Here is an 18954-nt window from a genome sequence, read left to right as displayed (position 1 = left end):
AGACCCCGCGACGCCGGCATGATCCAAACGACAGGCCCTGGCTCACTGGCCCAACGGGCGGCGCGGCAGTGGGGACGAGTAGACCACGCTCGTGGTCACCGAGCCCAGTGCGCCGATCTTGCCGGACACCTCTTCCAGATGGCGCATCGAGCGCGCGGCGACCTTGATGACGAAGCAGTCGTCGCCCGTCACATGATGCGCCTCCAGGATCTCGGGGGTCGCGGCGACGAGATCGTGGAACGGCTTGTAGTTGCCGTTCGGATAGCGCAGTCGCACGAACGCCAGGACCGGCAGCCCCAGCCGCTCGGGGTCCACGACGGCCGCGTACCCCTGGATGACCCCCGCCTCCTCCAGACGCCGCACCCGCTCCGTGACCGCGCTCGCGGACATCGAGACGGCACGTGCCAGCTCGGCGAAACTGGCCCGGCCCTCCCGCTGCAGGACATCGAGGATGCGCCAGTCGGTGGCGTCCGGGGAAAACGCGGTCATCCCCGATGGATAGCAGGGAAAACCCCGGCTGATCAAGGGGAATGCCGTGGATCGCTCCTTAAGGAAGGGGATCACCCGGCGTAGATTTCCGGTCGACGAAGCCCGCAACGGAAGGCCAGAGATGAGCAGCAGCACGACCGCCGTCAACCCCGTCCTGCGGGTCGCCCCCGCCGCCCCGGCCGAGGCTGCCGCCTACTTCCGCGCAAGCCTCACCTTCCACGCCGATGTCTCCGACGTGGCCGCCGCGCTCGCGGCCGGCGGCGCCGGCTTCGTCGTCGTGGACTCCCGCTCCACCGCGTCCTGGGAGCAGGGCCATGTCCCGGGCGCCGTCCACCTGCCGACCGCCCTCATCCCGGAGCAGGCCGAGCAGCTCCTCGACCGGTCGGTGCCGGTCGTGACGTACTGCTGGGGCCCCGCCTGCAACGGCGCCACCCGTGCCGCCCTCGCCCTTGCCGAACTCGGCTACCAGGTCAAGGAGATGCTCGGCGGCTTCGAGTACTGGGTACGCGAGGGCTTCGAGTACGAGACCTGGCAGGGCCGCGAGCGACGCCCCGCCGACCCGCTGACGGCGCCGGCCGACGCGGAGGACTGCGGCTGCTGACGCCACACGCCCCGTGCGGACGTCCGGTGCGGAAATTCATGTGCGCCCCGCCCGCAGCTTCCCGATCATGTTCGGCATGCCGAAACTTCCGCACCCCGCCCCCGAAGAGCTGCGCCGCGACCCCCTGCCCCTGCGCGGCCGGACCGCGCTTGTCACCGGGGCGAGCCGGCGAGGCGGCATCGGGCATGCTGTGGCCCGGCGGCTGGCCGCGTACGGGGCAGGCGTCTATCTGCACCACCATGTGCCGCACGACGCCGCCATGCCCTGGGGTGCCGACCGGCCGGAGGACGTGCTCGCCTCCGTGCGCGGGGCGCTCGGCGACCCGGACGCCCGGGTCGTCGCCGGGCCGTGCGACCTCTCCGACCCCGACGCGCCCGCCGAGCTGATCGCCACCGCCGCCGCGGCACTCGGCGGACGGCTCGACATCCTCATCGCCAATCACGCCCTCAGCGGCTCCGACGGCACTCTCGACACGATCGACGCCACGATGCTCGACGCCCACTGGGCGGTCGACACCCGCTCGGTCCTGCTGCTGGTGCAGGAGTATGCGCGGCTGCGGGCCGGGCTGCCGCCGCGTACGCCGGGCGGGCGCGTGGTGATGATGACCTCGGGACAGGACATCGCGGGCGGGATGCCCGGTGAGATCGCCTACGCCCTCCAGAAGGGTGCCCTCGCCTCGATCACCCGCTCCCTGTCGACGACGCTCGCCGAGCACGCGGTCACGGTGAACACCGTCAACCCCGGTCCCGTGGACACGGACTACCTGACCGGCGAGGCCTACGCGGCCGTGGCCGAGCGGTTCCCCGCCGGACGGTGGGGCATGCCCGACGACCCGGCCCGCCTCATCGCCTGGCTGGCGACGGACGAGGCGGCGTGGATCACCGGTCAGGTCATCGACTCCGAGGGCGGATTCCGGCGCTGATCAGAGGGCGGACAGCTCGTCCACCAGGTCGTCCAGGCCCAGGGAGCCCTGGGAGAGGGCCGCCATGTGCCAGGCCTTGAGGTCGAAGGTGTCACCGTGCCGCTTGCGGGCGTTCTCGCGGCCCAGCAGCCAGGCGCGTTCACCGAGCTTGTAGCCGATCGCCTGGCCCGGAATCGTGAGATAGCGGGTCAGCTCGCTCTCCACGAAGTCCGCCGGCCGGCTGCTGTGCGCGCCGAAGAACTCCTGGGCCAGCTCGGGGGTCCAGCGCTCACCGGGGTGGAAGGGCGAGTCCGCCGGAATCTCCAGTTCCAGGTGCATACCGATGTCCACGATGACCCGCGCGGCCCGCATCATCTGCGCGTCGAGATAGCCGAGCCGCTGCTCCGCGTCGGTGAGGAAGCCCAGCTCGTCCATCAGGCGCTCCGCGTACAGCGCCCAGCCCTCGGCGTTGGCGCTGACCCCGCCGACCGTGGCCTGGTAGCGGGACAGGTTCCCGGCGACATGCGTCCACTGGGCCAGCTGGAGGTGATGGCCGGGGACGCCCTCGTGGTACCAGGTCGAGACCAGGTCGTACACCGGGAACCGGGTCTGGCCCATGGTCGGCAGCCAGGTGCGGCCCGGACGGGAGAAGTCCTCCGACGGGGGCGTGTAGTAGGGGGCCGCCGCACTGCCGGGCGGGGCGATGCACGACTCCACCTTCCGGACCTGCTCGGCGAGTTCGAAGTGCGTGCCGTCCAGCGCCTCGATCGCCTGGTCCATCAGGTCCTGCAGCCACTGCCGGACCTCGTCGACGCCCTCGATGTGCCGGCCGTGCTCGTCGAGGTGCGCGAGCGCCACCCACGGCGTCTTCGCGCCGGGCAGGATCTTCTCGGCCTCCTGCTTCATCTCCGCGAGGATGCGGTGGAACTCGGCCCAGCCGTACGCGTACGCCTCGTCCAGGTCGAGGTCGGTGCCGTTGAAGTAGCGCGACCAGCGGGCGTAGCGCTCCCGGCCCACGGTGTTCGGCGCGCCCTCGACTGTCGGTGCGTACACGTCACGCATCCAGTCCCGCAGTTCCACGACGGCCGCCGTCGCGGCGCGGGCGGCGTCGTCCAGCTCCGTGCGCAGCGACTCGGGGCCGGCCGAGGCGAAGTCCTCGAACCAGCCGCGGCCGGTGCCGTCGGTGTCCGACCACTCGGTGAGCTGCTCGACCAGGGTCGCCGTCGGCCGCGGACCCGCGTACAGCTTGCGTTCCAGACCGAGCGCGAGGGACTCGCGGTAGCCGGCCAGCGCGGTCGGCACCGCCCGCAGCCGCTCGGCGACGGCCGTCCAGTCCTCCTCCGTCTGCGTCGGTGTCACGGTGAACACCTCGCGCACCGAATGCACAGGCGTGCCCAGGTTGCCGACCCAGCGCAGCCCCTCGTCGGCCTCGTGCACGGCGAGCTCGGCGGTGAGCCGCTCGCGCAGCAGGCGTGCGCACCGGCGCTCGATGCCACTGTCCGCGCCGGGCCGGCCTTCGGCCTCGTCGAGCCGCGCGAGCGTCCTGCGCGCCAGCTCCGCGAGCGCCTCCTGGCCCGCGGGCGAGGTGTCGGGCAGGCGGCTCGAACTCTCCTGCACGCCGAGATAGGTACCGGTGATCGGATCGAGGGCGATGAGCTCGTCGACGTAGGCGTCGGCTACCTCACGGGGCAGCGGGCTGTTGGTCTGTGACATGCGGACCATCCTCATACGAGGTGCCGCCGCGCGTCACCCGGATTGAGCCGACGGCGAAGGCGGCAACAGCGGGCCGCAGTCCCACTGTTGGAAAATCAGCCGGGTCTCCACGCGGGCGACCTCGCGCTGCGACGTGAACTCGTCCAGGACCAGCCGCTGCAGATCCGCCATGTCCGCGACCGCGACATGGACGAGATAGTCGTCGGGACCGGTGAGGTGGAAGACGGTCAGCGACTCCGGCAGCGCCCGGATCCGCTCCACGAACGGTCCCACCAACTCCCGCCGATGCGGCCTGACCTGCACCGACAGCAGTGCCTGCAGCCCACGCCCCAGCTTGGCCGGATCCAGCCGCAGCTGATGGCCGAGGATCACGCCCGCCCGGCGCAGCCTGGTCACCCGGTCCAGGCAGGTCGACGGGGCGACCCCGACCTGGGCGGCGAGATCGCGGTAGGTCGTCCGGGCGTCGTTCTGCAACAGCCGCAGCAGATCGAGATCCACCGGATCAAGTACGACAGATTCGGCCATCTGTCGAACGTATCACGGCTTCTGCAGCCAGTGACCCGGTCAGTGTTCACCCTTCCCTCCATGGACACGCCTATCGCATCGAGAGCACTGGCCACCGAGGCCGTGCACGCCGGCCGCGACGACCTCGCCCGTCAGGGACTGCACGCCCCGCCGATCGACCTGTCCACCACCTATCCCTCGTACGACAGCCGCGGCGAGGCCGCCCGCATCGACGCCTTCGCCGCCACCGGCGCGGAACCGGACGGCGCCCCCGTCTACGCCCGGCTCGGCAACCCCACCGTCGCCCGCTTCGAGACCGCCCTGGCCCGCCTCGAAGGCACCGAGTCGGCCGTGGCGTTCGCCAGCGGCATGGCCGCGCTGAGCGCGGTCCTTCTCGTACGGGGGTCCATGGGGTTGCGCCACGTCGTGGCCGTACGTCCGCTGTACGGCTGCAGCGACCACCTGCTCACCGCCGGCCTCCTCGGCAGCGAGGTCACCTGGACCGACCCGGCCGGCATCGCGGACGCGCTGCGCCCCGACACGGGGCTGGTCATGGTGGAGTCCCCGGCGAACCCCACCCTCGCCGAACTCGACCTGCGGGCTGTCGCCCACGCCTGCGGTTCCGTCCCGCTGCTGGCCGACAACACCTTCGCCACGCCGGTGCTGCAGCGTCCCGCCGAGCAGGGTGCACGGCTGGTGCTGCACAGTGCCACCAAGTACCTCGGCGGGCACGGGGACGTCATGGCCGGTGTGGTCGCCTGCGACGAGGAGTTCGCCCGGCGGCTGCGGCAGGTGCGGTTCGCCACCGGCGGCGTGCTGCATCCGCTGGCCGGCTATCTGCTGCTGCGCGGCCTCTCGACCCTTCCGGTCCGGGTGCGGGCCGCGTCGGCGAACGCCGCCGAGCTCGCCCGGCGCCTTGCCGCCGACCCGCGTGTCGCCCGCGTCCACTATCCCCGCATCGGCGGCGCAATGATCGCCTTCGAGGTGCTCGGCGACCCGCACGCGGTCATCGGCGGTGTTCGGCTGATCACTCCCGCCGTGAGCCTCGGCAGCGTCGACACCCTCATCCAGCACCCGGCGTCCATCAGCCATCGCATCGTCGACGCGGAGGACCGTCGGGGCGCCGGAGTCAGCGACCGGCTGCTGCGGATGTCGGTGGGCCTGGAGGACGTGGACGACCTGTGGGCCGACCTGGACCGCGCCTTGGGGGAGCGTGTGTCGCCGCCGCAGCAGCAGCGAGCCGGGGCGGCGCGCGGCTGATCCGGGGCACGCGCAAACGGCCCGGCGTTCACCACCGGGCCGTTCCCTGCGGACGTCGAAGGGTCAGTCCCGCACGCTGGGCTGTCCCGCCTCTTCGTGGTCGTACGGCAGCCGCGAGCTGACCGGCGTCGCTTCCAGCCGGGCCGTGATCACCAGCGTGCCCTCCTCGATCTGGTAGTCGAGCGGCAGGCCCAGTCCGCGCATCGCGGCGACCATGCCGGTGTTGGACGACCGCGTCACGGCGTACACGCTCTCGCAGCCCGCCTCCACCGCCATCGTCACCAGGCGGCCGAGCAGCTCGCCGCCGATGCCGCGCCGCTGCCACTCGTCCTCGACGAGCAGCGCGACCTCCGTCTCGTCCCCGTCCCACAGCAGATGACCGAGCCCGACGATGTGGCCCGACGCGGTCTGCACGGCGAGCGTCCGGCCGAAGCGCGGGCTGAGCAGATGGTTGAGGTAGCGGTCCGCGTCACCGACCGGACCGTGGTACCGCATCGTGAGCGTCCTCTGCGAGCACCGCTCGTGCATCTCCTTCGCGGCCTCCAGGTCGCTCGGGTCGGCCCGGCGCACCGTGATGGCACTGCCCTGCGGCAGCGTCAGCACGTCCTGGCTGCGCGGGATGCGCGGGCCGAGCCGGGCGTCCAGCTCCACCAGCGCCCGCGCCCGGGCGAACTCGGTCGGTGTGAACGGCAGATACGGCCGTTCCACGGTGATCACTCCGCCTTCCGGTGCGCGCAGCCGCATCACGGTGTCCTCCAGGGCTCCCTCCACCGCAATGCCGTCCGTCCCACGGTCGCCGCCCCCTGCCGGGGCGGGCAGCGAACGGATGGTGCACCGGCCGAGCAACTGCCGTAGGGCGAGCGGCAGTTCGGCGTCGTCCAGCGCGGTGCGGGTGGCGAGGCCGAGGATCCGGGTCGGCGCGTCCACCAGGTCGTGGGCGTCGGCCCGCTCGATCCAGGTGTCCGTACCGCCCGCCCGCGAGACCGCCCGGGTGATCTCGGACGCCGCGAGCTCTGCGGGAGCCCGCAGCAGGAACTCGTCGACCGTGCCGTCACCCAGCGGATGCGTCTGCAGGCTCAGAATGTCGACCCGGTGCCCGGCGAGGGCCGTGCACAGTGCGGCCAGCGAGCCCGGTTCGTCCTTCACCGTCGTCCGCATCCGCCACAGCGTGCCCTCCCCGCCCTCGGACTCAGGGCTCGCGGACGGCCCGGCCTGCTGCTCCGGGGAGCGCGGCCGGGCGCCGGTATCGCTCTTCGGAGGAGCGTGACCGTGGCGCCGTGCCCACCAGGTGTGGAAGGCGGCCGTGGCGAGCAGGACGACCGCCGAGATCACCAGCAGCGCCGGACCGTCGGGTCCGTGCCCGATCAGGTTCGCCACGGCATCGGCCACCGCGACGGCGGTGAAGAGGGCGGCGAGTTCGACGACGTCCCGTCGCCAGTGGTGCACAGGACGCCCGTTTTTCGTACGCGTCACATCAGACATGTCTCGACTCATGCAGCCACTGTGAAGGAAAGGTGTTGCGTGATCACGAACGCTTTGTGACTGCTCGGTAAAGCATGGTTCTGTCTGTTTTGCGGTTATTTTTACGAGTGTGTTGCGTCAGAGGTGTCAACGAGGTGACACCGGCCCTGCCGACGGGCCCCTGCCTGCCGAGGGGCACGCACCGGGGGATGACACCGGTGCGCGCCCCTCGGCCGCGCGTACCGAATCTACTGGCCGACGCGGCCCGGCTGCAGCACCTGCGTGAACAGCACGGTGCCGTCCTGCTCGCGCAACCGCACCGTCATCTCCCCGCTGTGGCCGTCGATGTCCACCTCGCCGAAGAACTGATAGCCCCCGGCCGGTGAGACGTTGGCCGTGGCCGGCGCCTTCACGAACACCCGCTCCGGGCCGAAGGTGTTGTCGAGCGCGTTGGCGGGGAAGGCGCCCGCGTTGAGCGGGCCCGAGACGAACTCCCAGAACGGCTCGAAGTCGGTGAAGGCTGCCCGCGACGGCTGGTAGTGCTGCGCCGACGTGTAGTGCACATCGGCGGTCAGCCACACCGTGCCCGTGATCCGCCGGTGCTTGACGAACCGCAGCAGCTCGGCGATCTGCAGCTCACGGCCGAGCGGCGCCCCGGGGTCGCCCTGCGCGACCGCCTCGATGTTCGGTCTGCCGTCCCCGGTGTCCGGTACGACCAGGCCGAGCGGCATGTCGGAGGCGATCACCTTCCACACCGCTCGGGAACGGGACAGCTCCCGCTTGAGCCACTCCAGCTGCTCGCGGCCGAGGATGCCCTGCTGGTCGGTGGGCTGGTCGTCCGTGGAGTTCGCGTTGCGGTAGGTGCGCATGTCCAGGACGAAGACGTCGAGCAGCGGGCCGTGGTGCTGGACCCGGTGGACCCGGCCGTCGGGGCGGCGCAGCGTCGAGATCGGGAAGTACTCCGAGAACGCCTGCCGGGCGCGCGCGGCGAGCACGTCGACGTTCTTCTCGGTGTACCGGGTGTCGGTGAGGATCTCACCCGGGTACCAGTTGTTGGTGACTTCATGGTCGTCCCACTGGATGATGGACGGCACCTGGGCGTTGAAGGCGCGCAGGTTCTCGTCCAGCAGGTTGTAGCGGAAGTTGCCGCGGAACTCCGCCAGCGTCTCGGCGACCTTGGACTTCTCCTCGGTGGTGACGTTCCGCCAGGTCCGCCCGTCGGGCAGGGCCACGGTCTCGGTGATCGGACCGTCGGCGTAGACGTTGTCACCGCTGCAGATGAAGAAGTCCGGGTCGAGGGCGGCCATCGCGTCGTAGATCCGGTAACCGCCGAGCTCCGGGTTGATGCCCCAGCCCTGTCCGGCCAGATCGCCGGACCAGACGAACCGCACCCCGTCGCGCCGCCGGTCGGACGCCGTGCGGAAGGTGCCGGTGACCGGCTCGCCGGTGCGACGCGGGTCGTCCGGGTCGGCGAGCAGCACGCGGTAGTGGATCTGCTCGCCGGACGGCAGTCCGCGCAGCCGGGTCGTGCCGGTGAAGTCCGTGCCGGCGCCGAGCAGCGGGCCGTGCCATCTGCGCGGGTTGCGGAACGACTCGGTCGCGGACGTCTCGACGATCATCCGGGCCGGCCGGTCGGACCGTACCCACACCAGCCCGGAGTGCGCGGTCACGTCGCCCGTCTGTACGCCCCAGCTCGCCGAGGGGCGCCCCGACCGGGCGAGGGCCGGCGCCGCGCCGAGGCCGACGGGCAGGGTCAGGGCCGCCGACGCGGCGAGGGAGCCGCGCAGGACGCTGCGGCGGCCGGGGAAGGGACGGTGTGACATGGGCGCCTCCAGGACGGGACGGTTCCGGCCAGTTGCGATGCCACAACTACTGGTGCGTCGCAGCGCACACGGAAACCACAAGTGAACAACTGACCGTGGGCGCACGGGAAAGCGGCGGCTACCGGGCAAGAACAGAAGAGCCTCCTGACGGACCGTCTTCGCTCAGCGGCTGCCGTCGAGCAGGACCCGCGCGACCAGCGCCGGGTCGTCGTTCATCGGGACGTGACCGCAGCCGGGCAGCCGGACCAGCCGGGCCCGGGGAATGACGTACTTGGCGCGGACGCCCTGCCGGGGCACGAGCAGCCGGTCCCGGCTGCCCCAGGCCACGGTGACCGGAATTCCCGGGACGTCATCGGTGAACTGCACGTCCCTGCCGGTCCGCAGGGTCTCCGAGAAGCCTTCCGCACGCGCCAGCGCGAGCGTCTCCGCGACCACGGCCTCGGGGGCACGGCGGGCCGGGCGGGCGTAGATGGCGCTCGTCAGGAGCGTACGGCCGAGCGCCGGGCGGGCGAGCCGCTCGACCACGGGCACCGGCATCCGCTGCGCGATCTGCCGCATCGTCATCAGGACACCGAAGGCGTAGCGCCGCTCGACCGCCGACCAGAACCCGGCCGGGGACAGCGCCGTGACCGACCGGACGAGCCGGTCGCGACCGAGCTGCAACGCCAGCAGACCGCCCAGCGAATTGCCCGCCACATGCGGCCGTTCGACATCCAGCGCCTCGCACAGAGCGGTGAGTACGGCGGTCATCGACGGCAGGTCGTGCGCCAGCCCGGCCGGGAGTGCCGGGGACTGACCGCAGCCCGGCAGATCCACGGCGATCACATCGCGCTCGGGCGCCAGGGCGGGGATCACAGGGTCCCACACCTGCCGGTGGTGACCTATGCCGTGCAGCAGGAGCAGCGGTGCACCGGTGCCCGCGCGCGCGTAGGAGACGGTGACGCTCCGCGGGCCGTGCGGGGTGGGGACCTTGAAGGAGACGGTGGCGGACATACAGCTCCTTGGCGAGGACTCGTGCGCCGGACGTGGTGTAGACACCTTGTCAGCAATAGCTACCGCCGGGTAGCCCCCGGTTGTCGTCAACCACTCAGCCGTACGGACCGCGAAGTCCCGCCCACGGAATCGCCTGGACACGACCGGACGCGTCGGATGGGATGAGGGCGTGACCACCGACACCGCCACCGAGGTCTTCGAAGAGCACCGCGCCGTCCTCCTGGGCGTCGCCTACCGCATGCTCGGCCGCGTGGCCGACGCGGAGGACGTGGTCCAGGAGGCCTGGCTGCGCTGGTCCGGCGCCGACCGGTCCGAAGTGCGCGCACCGCGCGCGTTCCTGGTGCGTGTCACCACCCGCCTCGCCGTCGACCGGCTGCGCCAGATCAAGGCGCGCAACGAGGCGTACGTCGGTCCCTGGCTGCCCGAGCCGTATGTCACCGAGTTCGGCGGCGCCGTCCCGGACGCGGCGGAGCGGGCGATGCTGGCCGACTCCGTGTCCCTCGCGGTACTCGTCGTCCTGGAGTCGCTGTCGCCGCTGGAGCGGGCCGTGTTCGTCCTGCGGGAGGCCTTCGGATACCCGTACGCGGACATCGCCGCCATGCTCGACCGGGCCGAGCCGGCCGTACGGCAGCTGGCGGGCCGCGCCCGCAAGCACGTCGACGAGCGCCGGCCGCGCTACGACGTCGACCCCGTCCAGCGCCGTGATCTCACCGAGCGGTTCCTCGCCGCCGCGGCGGACGGGGACCTCGAGGGCCTCATGTCGCTGCTCGCCCCCGACGTCCGGCTCGTCGGCGACAGCGGCGGCAAGGCGAAGGCGCCCCTGCGGGTCCTTCGGAGCGCCGACAACGTGGGCCGCTTCCTCGTCGGCACCGCCCGCAAGGGCGTTGCGGCGGCGTCCTTCCGGTTCCTGGAACTCAACGGCGGCCCCGCGGTGCTGGTCCTGTCCGGGGACGAGCCCGACTCCGTGTTCCAGCTGGACGTCCTCGACGGGCGCATCCGTTCGGTCTACGTCATCCGCAACCCGGACAAGCTGCGGAGGCTGGCCGGCGAGTAGCCGCCGTTGCCGCTATGTCACCTATGCGGTGTTTTGTGAACGCCCCGTGAACGCTTCACGTCGGTCCGCCCGTACGGCGCCCAAGGGATCGAGGATTGGTCTTGACCAAGGGTGAGGGCCGTCCTATGGTCGCAGACAAGTGCAACAACCTTTAATAAACAAGGGCGCTAAAACGCCGCCGGATCACGGCGATTGCGGAGGACAGGGTGGGGACCACGCAGCTGGAATCGGTGCCGGAACCGAAGTACTGGCACCTCAAGACCGTGCTCACGGAGGCACTGGACTCCGAGTTCTCCGTGGGCGAGATCCTGCCCAACGAGCGCGACCTCGCCGCCCGCTTCGGCGTCGCCCGCGCCACGCTGCGTCAGGCCCTGGAACAGCTCGAACTGGAAGGCCGGCTGCAACGCCGCCGCGGCGTCGGTACGACCGTCGCGCCGCCGCGCGTGGGAGTGGCCGTCGGCACCGAACAGCACGCCTGGCCGGGCACGCCCGGCGATGCCTGGCAGGCCGTCGACTGCACGACGACGGCGCCGTCGGCGGCGGTCGCCGACGCCCTGGAGGCCGGCCGCGACGAACCCGTGCACACCGTGCGCCGCACCCGGATGACACACGGCCAGCCGGTCGCCGCCGAGCTGCTGTACATCCCCGAGTCGTCCGTGCCCGAGCTGTCCGCCATCGACGCCCCGGCAGGACCGGCACGCGCGCGTGCGTTGCTGCGGGAGCTGCAGCGCATGGAGCTGGAGGGCCAGGACAGCGCCGTGGAGCTGGGCTCGGCCCGGGCCGACGACGCGAAGGAACTCGACCGGCTGCCGGGCGCGCCCGTGCTCGTCGTCACCACCCGCTACTTCGCCGAGGGCCGCACCGCCGCGCTCTCCGTCGCCACCTACCGCGCGGACACCTGCAGGCTGACCTTCGGGGACTCGGGCGGCGTGGAGATCCACCAGGACGCACAGCGCCGGGCATCCTGACCGGCGGTCCCGACGTCTCGCGCTCGGACGGTGCCCGGGGGTACGCGAGGTTTTCCGGGCCCGTCGGCGGGCGCTTCAGTGGCGTGCCGTCACTGTGCTCTCGACCGCGAAGAGCTGCTCCTCCACATGGTCCAGGGCCAGTCGCAGTGCCCCTGTCGCCACCGCGGCCTCGCCGAGCAGTGACAGGGTCACCTTCGGCGGCCGCAGGCAGTAGCGCGCCAGCTCGCGCCGCAGCGGCTCCAGTACGCCGTCCAGTCCCGCCGCCCAGCCACCGATGACGACCAGCTCCGGGTCGAGGGCCAGCACGAGCGCGGCGACATCGTGCACCAGCCGCTGGATGAACCGGTCGACGGCAGCCCGGGCCCGCTGATCGCCCTGGCGGGCCTGGGCGAAGACCTGGGCGACCGCCTGCTCGTCCAGCGGATGCAGCGGCTCGTCCGTCGTGGACAGCAGCGTCTCCGGGGTGACGTCCCGGCCCAGCAGATGCAGCGCGCCGATCTCACCGGCGGCCCCGCCGAAACCGCGGTGCAGCCGCCCGCCGATCAGCGAACCGGCGCCGGGGCTCAACCCCGCCAGTACGAACACGACGTCGTCGGACTCGGTGGCGGAACCCTTCCAGTGCTCGGCAACGGCCGCCGCGTTGGCGTCGTTCTCCACCAGGACCGGACACTTGAAGGAGCGGCCCAGCCGTTCCCCCAGACGCAGCCCGGTCCACCCCGGCAGTGCCGTACCCAGCCGTACCGTGCCGTCCGCCTCGACGATCCCGGGCGTGGCCACCCCCACCGCCCGCAACGATCCGCGCGCCACCCCGGCCCGCCGCAGCAGCTCGGCGACCGCGGTGCGCAGCCGCTCCAGGCGCTCGTCCGCGTGCGCCGTCTCGTCGACGTCCTTCGCCTGCGCGCCGATCACCCGCCCGTCCAGGTCGGCGAGGAGCGCGGCAACGCGATGCGCCCCGATCTCCAGCCCCAGCAGATGACCGGCCTCGGCCCGGAACCGGAACCTCCGCGCCGGCCGCCCCTGACGCCGCGCGGCACCCTCCTCGGCTGCCTTCTCCACCACGAGACCGGCCTCGATGAGCCCTTCGACGACGCCCTCGACGGTGGGCCGGGACAGCCCGGTCACCCGGGTGACCTCCGTCAGCGTCGCGCAGTCCGTGGCACGCAGCGCGTGCAGCACCACCGCGGAATTGATCCTTCGCAACAGCGAGGGATCCCCGCCGGTCAGCCGCCCCACCGTCCGTCCTCCCAGCTCGTGCGCGTGTTGGCCGGATGGTACTCGGCGCAGGACAGCCGGGCGAGAGGCGGACGCCTGCGGTCCGGTGCGACGACCGCGGTCAGCCCGGCGACACGAACCCCGACTCGTACGCCGTGATGACCGCCTGTGTGCGATCCCGCGCCCCCAGCTTCGCCAGCACCGCGCTGACATGCGACTTCACCGTCTCCGTGCCGACGACCAACTGCCCGGCGATCTCCGCGTTGGACAGCCCGCGCGTCATCAACCGCAGCACCTCCGCCTCCCGTTCGGTCAGCTGGGCCCGCTCCAGCACCGCCCGCGCCGCACGATTCCCGCCGTCCTCGCCGTACTCCGCCGCCAGCTGCCGTACCGACGCCGGGAACAGCAGCGACTCGCCCTCGGCCACGAGCCGTACCGCGTGCACGATCTCGGCCGGCCGGGCCCGCTTCAGCAGGAACCCGTCGGCGCCGGCCCGTAGCGCCCCATAGACGTACTCGTCGTTCTCGAACGTCGTCACCACCAGGATCTTCGGCGGTTCGTCGATCGTCCGCAGCACCGCGCGCGTGGCCTCGATGCCGTCCAGCAGCGGCATCCGTACGTCCATGGCGACCACGTCGGGCCGCAGGCGCCGCACCAGCGGAATCACCGCGGCCCCGTCGGCCGCCTCCCCGACGACCTCGATGTCGGGCTGCGCCTCCAGCACGGCCCGCAGGCCCGCCCGTACGAGGGGCTCGTCGTCGACGAGGAGAACGGTGACCGGCATCCGGCCAGCGTAGATCAGCCGAGCGGCAGCTCCACACGCACCTGCCAGTCGCCCTCGTCGGGCCCCGTCCGCGCGCGGCCGCCCAGCAGGGCAGCGCGCTCCCGTATGCCGCGCAGACCGCTGCCCCGACCGGGCCCTGGTATGCCGGCGGTGAGCGGGTTGCGCACCTCGAGGGTGAGCGTGCCGCCCGCGACGGCGATGCGGACCCGGACGGCGACGGACCCCGCGTGCCGCAGCACGTTGGTCAGGGACTCCTGGAGGATGCGGTAGCCCTCCCTGGAGACCGGGCCGGGCACGGTCTCCAGGGGCCCGGTCATCTCGGCCTCCACCTTTGCACCGGAGGCACGCGCGGACTCCAGCAGACGGTCTGCGTCCGTCAGCGTCGGCCGGCTGCTGACCGGCCGCTCCGACTCACGCAGGATGCCGAGGACACGATCCAGGTCCTCCAGGGCCGCCCGGCCGGTCTCCTCGATGGCATCCAGGGCCCGGTCGGTGAAGGCGGGATCGCCTGCCGCGCGCGCGGCACCCGCCTGCACCACCGCCACGGTCAGGGCGTGGCCGATGGAGTCGTGGAGTTCGCGAGCGATGCGGGTGCGTTCCAGAAGCTGCTCGGTGCGTTCCTCCATGGCGGCGAGGCGCTCGGCAGGGGAGGGGCCCAGGAGACGGTGGGCGAGTGCGGTGATGAGGTGGCCCGAGGCGACCACGGTCGCCGCCAGCGTGACCAGCGCCGGCGGCACGAGCAGGACGTGCCACCACTCGTGGCCGTCGAGGAGCAGCAGTACGCCCTCCTCGACGTCACGGCCGAACGCCGCCGACACCAAGTCCACTGCGGCAAGGGCCAGTTGAACGGTGAACAGCGAGGTCGCGCAGCCGAGCAGCAGCCGCGTCTCCAGCCACACGACGAGCCGCCCCCGGTCTCTCCAGGAGGCGGACGGCGCGACGACGATGCCGGTGCCCTCACTGTCGTGCCGGTGACCGGTCAGCAGCAGCCTGGCCTGCATCCCCTCCGCGGTGCGCATCGCGGGCACCAGACCGACGGGGGCGAGCACCGCGGCCGCCACCAGCCAGGTCCACCAGGCTTCCTTGACGAACAGCCACATGGACGGCCACACGATGGCGATGAACAGATGCAGCAATCGTGTGTACGTCACCGCCCTGCCGAACGGGCGCAGCCAGCGGACCATTCCGTCATCGTGCCAGCCGCCACTGACAACGAGCCTCCCCCGCACGGGGGAGACGATCTCCACCCGCGGGGGAGGAACCGCCTGCGCCCCGGCGGCCAGGCTGTCGGCATGACCAGCATCGAAGTCCAGGCCCTCACCAAGGAGTACGGCACCCGGCGAGCCGTGGACGACCTCACCTTCACCGTCCTCCCCGGCCGCGTCACCGGCTTCCTCGGCCCCAACGGCGCCGGCAAGTCGACCACCATGCGGCTCGTGCTCGGCCTCGACCGGCCGGCCTCCGGCACCGCCACCATCGGCGGCCGCGCCTACGCAACCCTGCGCGAACCCCTGCGTCACGTGGGCGCGTTGCTCGACGCCCAGGCTGCGCACGGCTCCCGCACCGGCCGCGACCATCTGCGCGTCCTGGCGGCCAGCAACCGCATCCCGGACCGGCGCGTCGACGAGATGCTGGAGGAGACGGGGCTCGCGTCGGTGGCGCGCCGCAGGGTGAAGACGTACTCCTTGGGCATGCGCCAGCGGCTCGGCATCGCCGCAGCCCTCCTCGGCGACCCCGAGGTGGTCATGCTCGACGAGCCCTCCAACGGCCTCGACCCCGAAGGCATCATCTGGATCCGGGAGTTGATGCGCCGGCTCGCCGGGGAGGGGCGCACGGTCCTGGTCTCCAGCCACCTCATGAACGAGACGGCGTCCTTCGCCGACCACCTCGTCGTCCTGGGCCGTGGCCGCCTGCTGGCCGACACCCCGATGCGGGAGTTCATCCACGCGCGCGTGCAGCCGCGCGTGCGGATCCGCACGACGGACCCTGCGGCCCTCAAGAACGCCCTCGCCCGGCACGGCCACGACGCCGTGGAGCACGAGGACGGGATCTGGACCGTGTCCCTCGCGCGCGTGGACGACATCGGGCGCATCGCCTCGGCCGCGGGCGTGCCGATCCTCGAACTGGCCGCGGAGGAGGGCACGTTGGAGCAGGCCTATCTCGACCTGACAGCGGCCGAGACCGAGTTCACCGCACAGCCCCAGGAGGCCTGACCATGGAATTCACGCCCGTGCTCCGCGCCGAGTGGATCAAGATCCGCACGCTGCGGTCGCTCCTCGGCGCCCTGTGCGCCGTCCTGCTCGTCACCACCCTGTTCTCGGCACTCGGCGGACTGGACACCGGCGGCGCGGACTTCGACCCTCTGTTCGCGACGTTCTTCGGCGTCAGTTTCGGGCAGATCGCCGCGATCGCCTTCGGCACGACGGCCGTCTCCTCGGAGTTCCAGGGCGGTGCCCTGCGCGTCACGTTCGCCGCGGTGCCGCGGCGCGGGCGGTGGTTCGCGGCCAAGGCGGTGGCGATCGCCGTACCCGTCCTCGCGGCCGGCCTCGTCACGGGTGCGGCGAGCCTGGCCGTCGGCAGAGCCGTGCTGGGGGACGAGGCGGACGGTCTCTCCTGGAGCGAGGGGCTGCGCGGGGTCGTCGGCTGTGCCGTCTACCTCACGCTGATGGCGCTGTTCGCGGCCGGACTCACCGCCCTGCTGCGCAGCGGCGTGGCCACGCTGAGCGTGCTGATCCCGTTCCTGCTCATCGTGTCCTTCGTGATCGGCGACATGTCCGGCACCGTCGCCGACCTCCTGCCCGACAAGGCCGGCCAGGTGGTGTTCCACGAGACTCCGGAGGGCACCCTCGGCCCGTGGACCGGTCTCACCGTGACCGCCCTGTGGACGGCGGCGGCCCTGGTGGCGGGCGCGTGGAGCGTGCGGCACCGGGACGCCTGACGCGGCGGCAACTGCCAGTGGCCCCGGGTTTACCGGGGCATGGACATCGTGCGGTGCCTGGAGACGACCGACCCGCCGTGACGAACACGACCGGGACCCTCAGGCCTCCGCCGCCGCCCGCAACCGAGCGAACTCCTCCGCCATCGTCGCCGTAGTCCAATGCGCGTTCAGCCCGGAGGGATTCGGCAGTACCCACACCCGCGTGTTCCCGATCGTCCTGGCCTGCGGCCCCACCTGGGCAGTGCGGTCGTCGAACGCGGCCCGGTAGGCGGTGACGCCCACCACCGCCAGCCAGCGCGGTCGCAACCGTGCCACCTTCAGCGACAGCAGGCGCCCGCCCTCGCGATACTCCTCGGCGCTCAGCTCGTCGGCCCGAGCCGTCGCCCGCGCGACCACATTGGTGATCCCGAGCCCGTACGTCAGCAACTCGTCCTGCTCCGACGGCTTCAGCAGCCGGGGCGTGAACCCGGACAGATGCAGCACCGGCCAGAAGCGGTTGCCCGGGCGGGCGAAGTGGTGGCCCGTCGCCGCGGTCATCAGGCCCGGGTTGATGCCGCAGAACAGCACGCGGAGGCCGTCCGCGACCACGTCGGGTACCAGGCGGTCGCGAGCGGCCTCCAACTCCTGTGCGGTGAAGCGTGTCAGAGGATCGCTCCCGGCGTGTAGCCCGCGGCCTCCGGGTGCTGCTTCACGAGCTCCTCGATCCGGCCGACGACGGTGCCGACCTGGTCGGCCGCGGCGCCCGTGAAGGACAGCTTGTCGGCCATCAGCTCGTCCAGCTGCGCACGTTCGAGGGGGATGCGCGAGTCGTCCGCGAGCCTGCCCAGCAGCTCGTTGCGTTCGGCGCCCTGCTCGCGCATGGCCAGAGCACACGCCACCGCGTTCTCCTTGATCGCCTCGTGCGCGACCTCACGGCCGACCCCCGCGCGCACCGAGGCCATCAGCACCTTCGTCGTCGCCAGGAACGGCAGGTAGCGGTCCAGCTCGCGCGCCACGACCGACGGGAACGCGCCGAACTCGTCGAGCACCGTCAGGAACGTCTCCAGCAGCCCGTCCAGCGCGAAGAAAGCGTCCGGCAGCGCGACCCGGCGCACCACCGAGCAGGACACGTCACCCTCGTTCCACTGGTCGCCCGCCAGCTCGCCGGTCATCGAGGCATAACCGCGCAGGATCACCATCAGGCCGTTGACGCGCTCGCAGGAGCGGGTGTTCATCTTGTGCGGCATGGCGGAGGAGCCGACCTGGCCCGGCTTGAAGCCCTCGGTGACCAACTCGTGCCCGGCCATCAGCCGGATCGTCTTCGCCAGCGAGGACGGCGCCGCCGCCAGCTGCACCAGTGCGGTGACGACCTCGTAGTCGAGCGAGCGCGGGTAGACCTGGCCGACCGACGTGAAGGCCGTGGAGAAGCCCAGGTGATCGGCGATCCGCTGCTCCAGCTCCGCGAGCTTCGACGCGTCCCCGCCCAGCAGGTCCAGCATGTCCTGCGCCGTACCGACCGGGCCCTTGATGCCGCGCAGCGGATAGCGGCCCAGCAGCTCCTCCACCCGCCCGTAGGCGACGAGCAGCTCGTCGGCCGCGGTCGCGAACCGCTTGCCGAGGGTCGTGGCCTGCGCGGCGACGTTGTGCGAGCGGCCGGCCATGACCAGCTCACCGTACTCACCCGCCAGCTTGCCCAGGCGCGCCAGGACGGCCACCGTGCGGTCGCGCATCAGCTCCAGCGAGAGCCGGATCTGCAGCTGCTCGACGTTCTCGGTCAGGTCGCGGGAGGTCATGCCCTTGTGCACCTGCTCGTGCCCGGCGAGGTCGTTGAACTCCTCGATCCGCGCCTTCACATCGTGGCGCGTGATTTTCTCGCGCTCGGCGATGGAAGCCAGGTCGACCTGGTCGAGGACGCGCTCGTAGTCGGCGATCGCCGCGTCCGGCACCTCGATCCCGAGGTCCTTCTGGGCCCGCAGCACGGCGAGCCAGAGCTGACGCTCCAGCCTCACCTTCTGCTCGGGCGACCAGAGCGTGGCGAGCTCGGCGGAGGCGTAGCGTCCGGCGAGGACGTTCGGGATGCGGGGCTTGGCGGGCGCAGAAGTCACGTAAACGGATTCTACTGGCGGTTTGTGCAGGCCAGCGCCACGGATGTGTTTGGTGGAACCTACGAGAGCTGGGTCACCCCCGGGAGTTGGCGGGAAGGTCTTCGCCCCGCCGCCCCCACCCGTCCCATCCCCAGGGGCTCCGCCCCTGGACCCCGGGGCGAGAGGGCCG

Annotated in this window: 18 protein-coding genes; 7 read left to right on the top strand and 11 right to left on the bottom strand. The window is 71.9% G+C overall.

The window, feature by feature from the left end:
* Window positions 1-42: 42 nt before the first annotated feature.
* Window positions 43-489 (bottom strand): Lrp/AsnC family transcriptional regulator, encoded by a 447-nt coding sequence (locus ACFV7R_RS25100; RefSeq protein WP_385267141.1) that lies wholly within the window; start codon window positions 487-489, stop codon window positions 43-45.
* 121 nt (window positions 490-610) lie between these two features.
* Here ACFV7R_RS25100 and ACFV7R_RS25095 point away from each other — a divergent pair, with 121 nt between their 5' ends.
* Window positions 611-1090, top strand: coding sequence for a rhodanese-like domain-containing protein (locus ACFV7R_RS25095; RefSeq protein ID WP_385267138.1), 480 nt, complete (start codon window positions 611-613; stop codon window positions 1088-1090).
* Window positions 1091-1166: 76 nt separating this feature from the next.
* Window positions 1167-2012 (top strand): SDR family oxidoreductase, encoded by an 846-nt coding sequence (locus ACFV7R_RS25090; protein ID WP_385267136.1) that lies wholly within the window; start codon window positions 1167-1169, stop codon window positions 2010-2012.
* Here the strand turns inward: ACFV7R_RS25090 and ACFV7R_RS25085 are convergent, their stop codons facing one another.
* Window positions 2013-3704 carry a DUF885 domain-containing protein gene (locus tag ACFV7R_RS25085; protein ID WP_385267134.1) on the bottom strand — a complete coding sequence of 564 codons (1692 nt, stop codon included), beginning with the start codon at window positions 3702-3704 and terminating at the stop codon, window positions 2013-2015.
* Between the two features lie 33 nt (window positions 3705-3737).
* A complete protein-coding gene (locus ACFV7R_RS25080; RefSeq protein WP_385267132.1) occupies window positions 3738-4229 on the bottom strand; it encodes an Lrp/AsnC family transcriptional regulator in 492 nt (163 codons plus the stop codon).
* 60 nt (window positions 4230-4289) lie between these two features.
* Here ACFV7R_RS25080 and ACFV7R_RS25075 point away from each other — a divergent pair, with 60 nt between their 5' ends.
* Window positions 4290-5468 (top strand): trans-sulfuration enzyme family protein, encoded by a 1179-nt coding sequence (locus tag ACFV7R_RS25075; RefSeq protein WP_385267129.1) that lies wholly within the window; start codon window positions 4290-4292, stop codon window positions 5466-5468.
* 63 nt (window positions 5469-5531) lie between these two features.
* Here the strand turns inward: ACFV7R_RS25075 and ACFV7R_RS25070 are convergent, their stop codons facing one another.
* The 3 genes from ACFV7R_RS25070 to ACFV7R_RS25060 all read right to left on the bottom strand — a co-directional run bounded on the left by ACFV7R_RS25070 (window position 5532) and on the right by ACFV7R_RS25060 (window position 9745).
* A complete protein-coding gene (locus tag ACFV7R_RS25070) occupies window positions 5532-6950 on the bottom strand; it encodes a GNAT family N-acetyltransferase (protein ID WP_385267126.1) in 1419 nt (472 codons plus the stop codon).
* Between the two features lie 227 nt (window positions 6951-7177).
* Window positions 7178-8752, bottom strand: coding sequence for an alkaline phosphatase D family protein (locus tag ACFV7R_RS25065; protein ID WP_385267123.1), 1575 nt, complete (start codon window positions 8750-8752; stop codon window positions 7178-7180).
* 162 nt (window positions 8753-8914) lie between these two features.
* Window positions 8915-9745 carry an alpha/beta fold hydrolase gene (locus tag ACFV7R_RS25060; RefSeq protein ID WP_385267120.1) on the bottom strand — a complete coding sequence of 277 codons (831 nt, stop codon included), beginning with the start codon at window positions 9743-9745 and terminating at the stop codon, window positions 8915-8917.
* Between the two features lie 169 nt (window positions 9746-9914).
* Here ACFV7R_RS25060 and ACFV7R_RS25055 point away from each other — a divergent pair, with 169 nt between their 5' ends.
* Both ACFV7R_RS25055 and ACFV7R_RS25050 read left to right on the top strand, forming a co-directional pair.
* Entirely contained in the window at window positions 9915-10799 is an 885-nt protein-coding gene (locus ACFV7R_RS25055; protein ID WP_385267118.1) for an RNA polymerase sigma-70 factor, read from the top strand.
* Window positions 10800-11005: 206 nt separating this feature from the next.
* Entirely contained in the window at window positions 11006-11767 is a 762-nt protein-coding gene (locus ACFV7R_RS25050) for a GntR family transcriptional regulator (RefSeq protein ID WP_385267116.1), read from the top strand.
* A gap of 75 nt (window positions 11768-11842) precedes the next feature.
* Here the strand turns inward: ACFV7R_RS25050 and ACFV7R_RS25045 are convergent, their stop codons facing one another.
* The 3 genes from ACFV7R_RS25045 to ACFV7R_RS25035 form a co-directional block, all read right to left on the bottom strand.
* Entirely contained in the window at window positions 11843-13000 is a 1158-nt protein-coding gene (locus ACFV7R_RS25045; protein ID WP_385267114.1) for an ROK family transcriptional regulator, read from the bottom strand.
* A 100-nt stretch (window positions 13001-13100) separates the two neighbouring features.
* Window positions 13101-13763: a response regulator transcription factor gene (locus tag ACFV7R_RS25040; protein WP_129796648.1), complete on the bottom strand. Its 663-nt coding sequence runs from the start codon at window positions 13761-13763 to the stop codon at window positions 13101-13103.
* Window positions 13764-13777: 14 nt separating this feature from the next.
* Entirely contained in the window at window positions 13778-14947 is a 1170-nt protein-coding gene (locus ACFV7R_RS25035; RefSeq protein ID WP_385267110.1) for a sensor histidine kinase, read from the bottom strand.
* Between the two features lie 108 nt (window positions 14948-15055).
* Between ACFV7R_RS25035 and ACFV7R_RS25030 the strand changes: the two genes are divergently transcribed.
* Window positions 15056-15976, top strand: coding sequence for an ABC transporter ATP-binding protein (locus ACFV7R_RS25030; RefSeq protein WP_385267107.1), 921 nt, complete (start codon window positions 15056-15058; stop codon window positions 15974-15976).
* 2 nt (window positions 15977-15978) lie between these two features.
* Window positions 15979-16701, top strand: a complete 723-nt coding sequence (locus ACFV7R_RS25025; RefSeq protein WP_385267104.1) for an ABC transporter permease — start codon at window positions 15979-15981, stop codon at window positions 16699-16701.
* A gap of 99 nt (window positions 16702-16800) precedes the next feature.
* Here the strand turns inward: ACFV7R_RS25025 and mug are convergent, their stop codons facing one another.
* On the bottom strand, window positions 16801-17346 hold the full coding sequence (mug, locus tag ACFV7R_RS25020; RefSeq protein WP_385267341.1) for a G/U mismatch-specific DNA glycosylase: 546 nt from the start codon (window positions 17344-17346) through the stop codon (window positions 16801-16803).
* Window positions 17343-18785: an adenylosuccinate lyase gene (gene purB, locus ACFV7R_RS25015; protein ID WP_385267101.1), complete on the bottom strand. Its 1443-nt coding sequence runs from the start codon at window positions 18783-18785 to the stop codon at window positions 17343-17345. Before purB ends, mug begins: the two co-directional genes overlap by 4 nt.
* Window positions 18786-18954 lie beyond the last annotated feature (169 nt).

It is taken from the genome of Streptomyces sp. NPDC059866, from assembly GCF_042731325.1.
Taxonomy (GTDB): domain Bacteria; phylum Actinomycetota; class Actinomycetes; order Streptomycetales; family Streptomycetaceae; genus Streptomyces; species Streptomyces flavusporus.
The sequence above is the reverse complement of the archived record's forward strand: the minus strand, read 5'-3'. Positions and strand labels throughout refer to the sequence as shown.

Coding starts and splice junctions, on each gene's coding strand:
- ACFV7R_RS25100 (WP_385267141.1), bottom strand. CDS start 489: ATGACCGCGTTTTCCCCGGACGCCACCGACTGGCGCATCCTCGATGTC.
- ACFV7R_RS25095 (WP_385267138.1), top strand. CDS start 611: ATGAGCAGCAGCACGACCGCCGTCAACCCCGTCCTGCGGGTCGCCCCC.
- ACFV7R_RS25090 (WP_385267136.1), top strand. CDS start 1,167: ATGCCGAAACTTCCGCACCCCGCCCCCGAAGAGCTGCGCCGCGACCCC.
- ACFV7R_RS25085 (WP_385267134.1), bottom strand. CDS start 3,704: ATGTCACAGACCAACAGCCCGCTGCCCCGTGAGGTAGCCGACGCCTAC.
- ACFV7R_RS25080 (WP_385267132.1), bottom strand. CDS start 4,229: ATGGCCGAATCTGTCGTACTTGATCCGGTGGATCTCGATCTGCTGCGG.
- ACFV7R_RS25075 (WP_385267129.1), top strand. CDS start 4,290: ATGGACACGCCTATCGCATCGAGAGCACTGGCCACCGAGGCCGTGCAC.
- ACFV7R_RS25070 (WP_385267126.1), bottom strand. CDS start 6,950: ATGTCTGATGTGACGCGTACGAAAAACGGGCGTCCTGTGCACCACTGG.
- ACFV7R_RS25065 (WP_385267123.1), bottom strand. CDS start 8,752: ATGTCACACCGTCCCTTCCCCGGCCGCCGCAGCGTCCTGCGCGGCTCC.
- ACFV7R_RS25060 (WP_385267120.1), bottom strand. CDS start 9,745: ATGTCCGCCACCGTCTCCTTCAAGGTCCCCACCCCGCACGGCCCGCGG.
- ACFV7R_RS25040 (WP_129796648.1), bottom strand. CDS start 13,763: ATGCCGGTCACCGTTCTCCTCGTCGACGACGAGCCCCTCGTACGGGCG.
- ACFV7R_RS25035 (WP_385267110.1), bottom strand. CDS start 14,947: ATGGTCCGCTGGCTGCGCCCGTTCGGCAGGGCGGTGACGTACACACGA.
- ACFV7R_RS25030 (WP_385267107.1), top strand. CDS start 15,056: ATGACCAGCATCGAAGTCCAGGCCCTCACCAAGGAGTACGGCACCCGG.
- ACFV7R_RS25025 (WP_385267104.1), top strand. CDS start 15,979: ATGGAATTCACGCCCGTGCTCCGCGCCGAGTGGATCAAGATCCGCACG.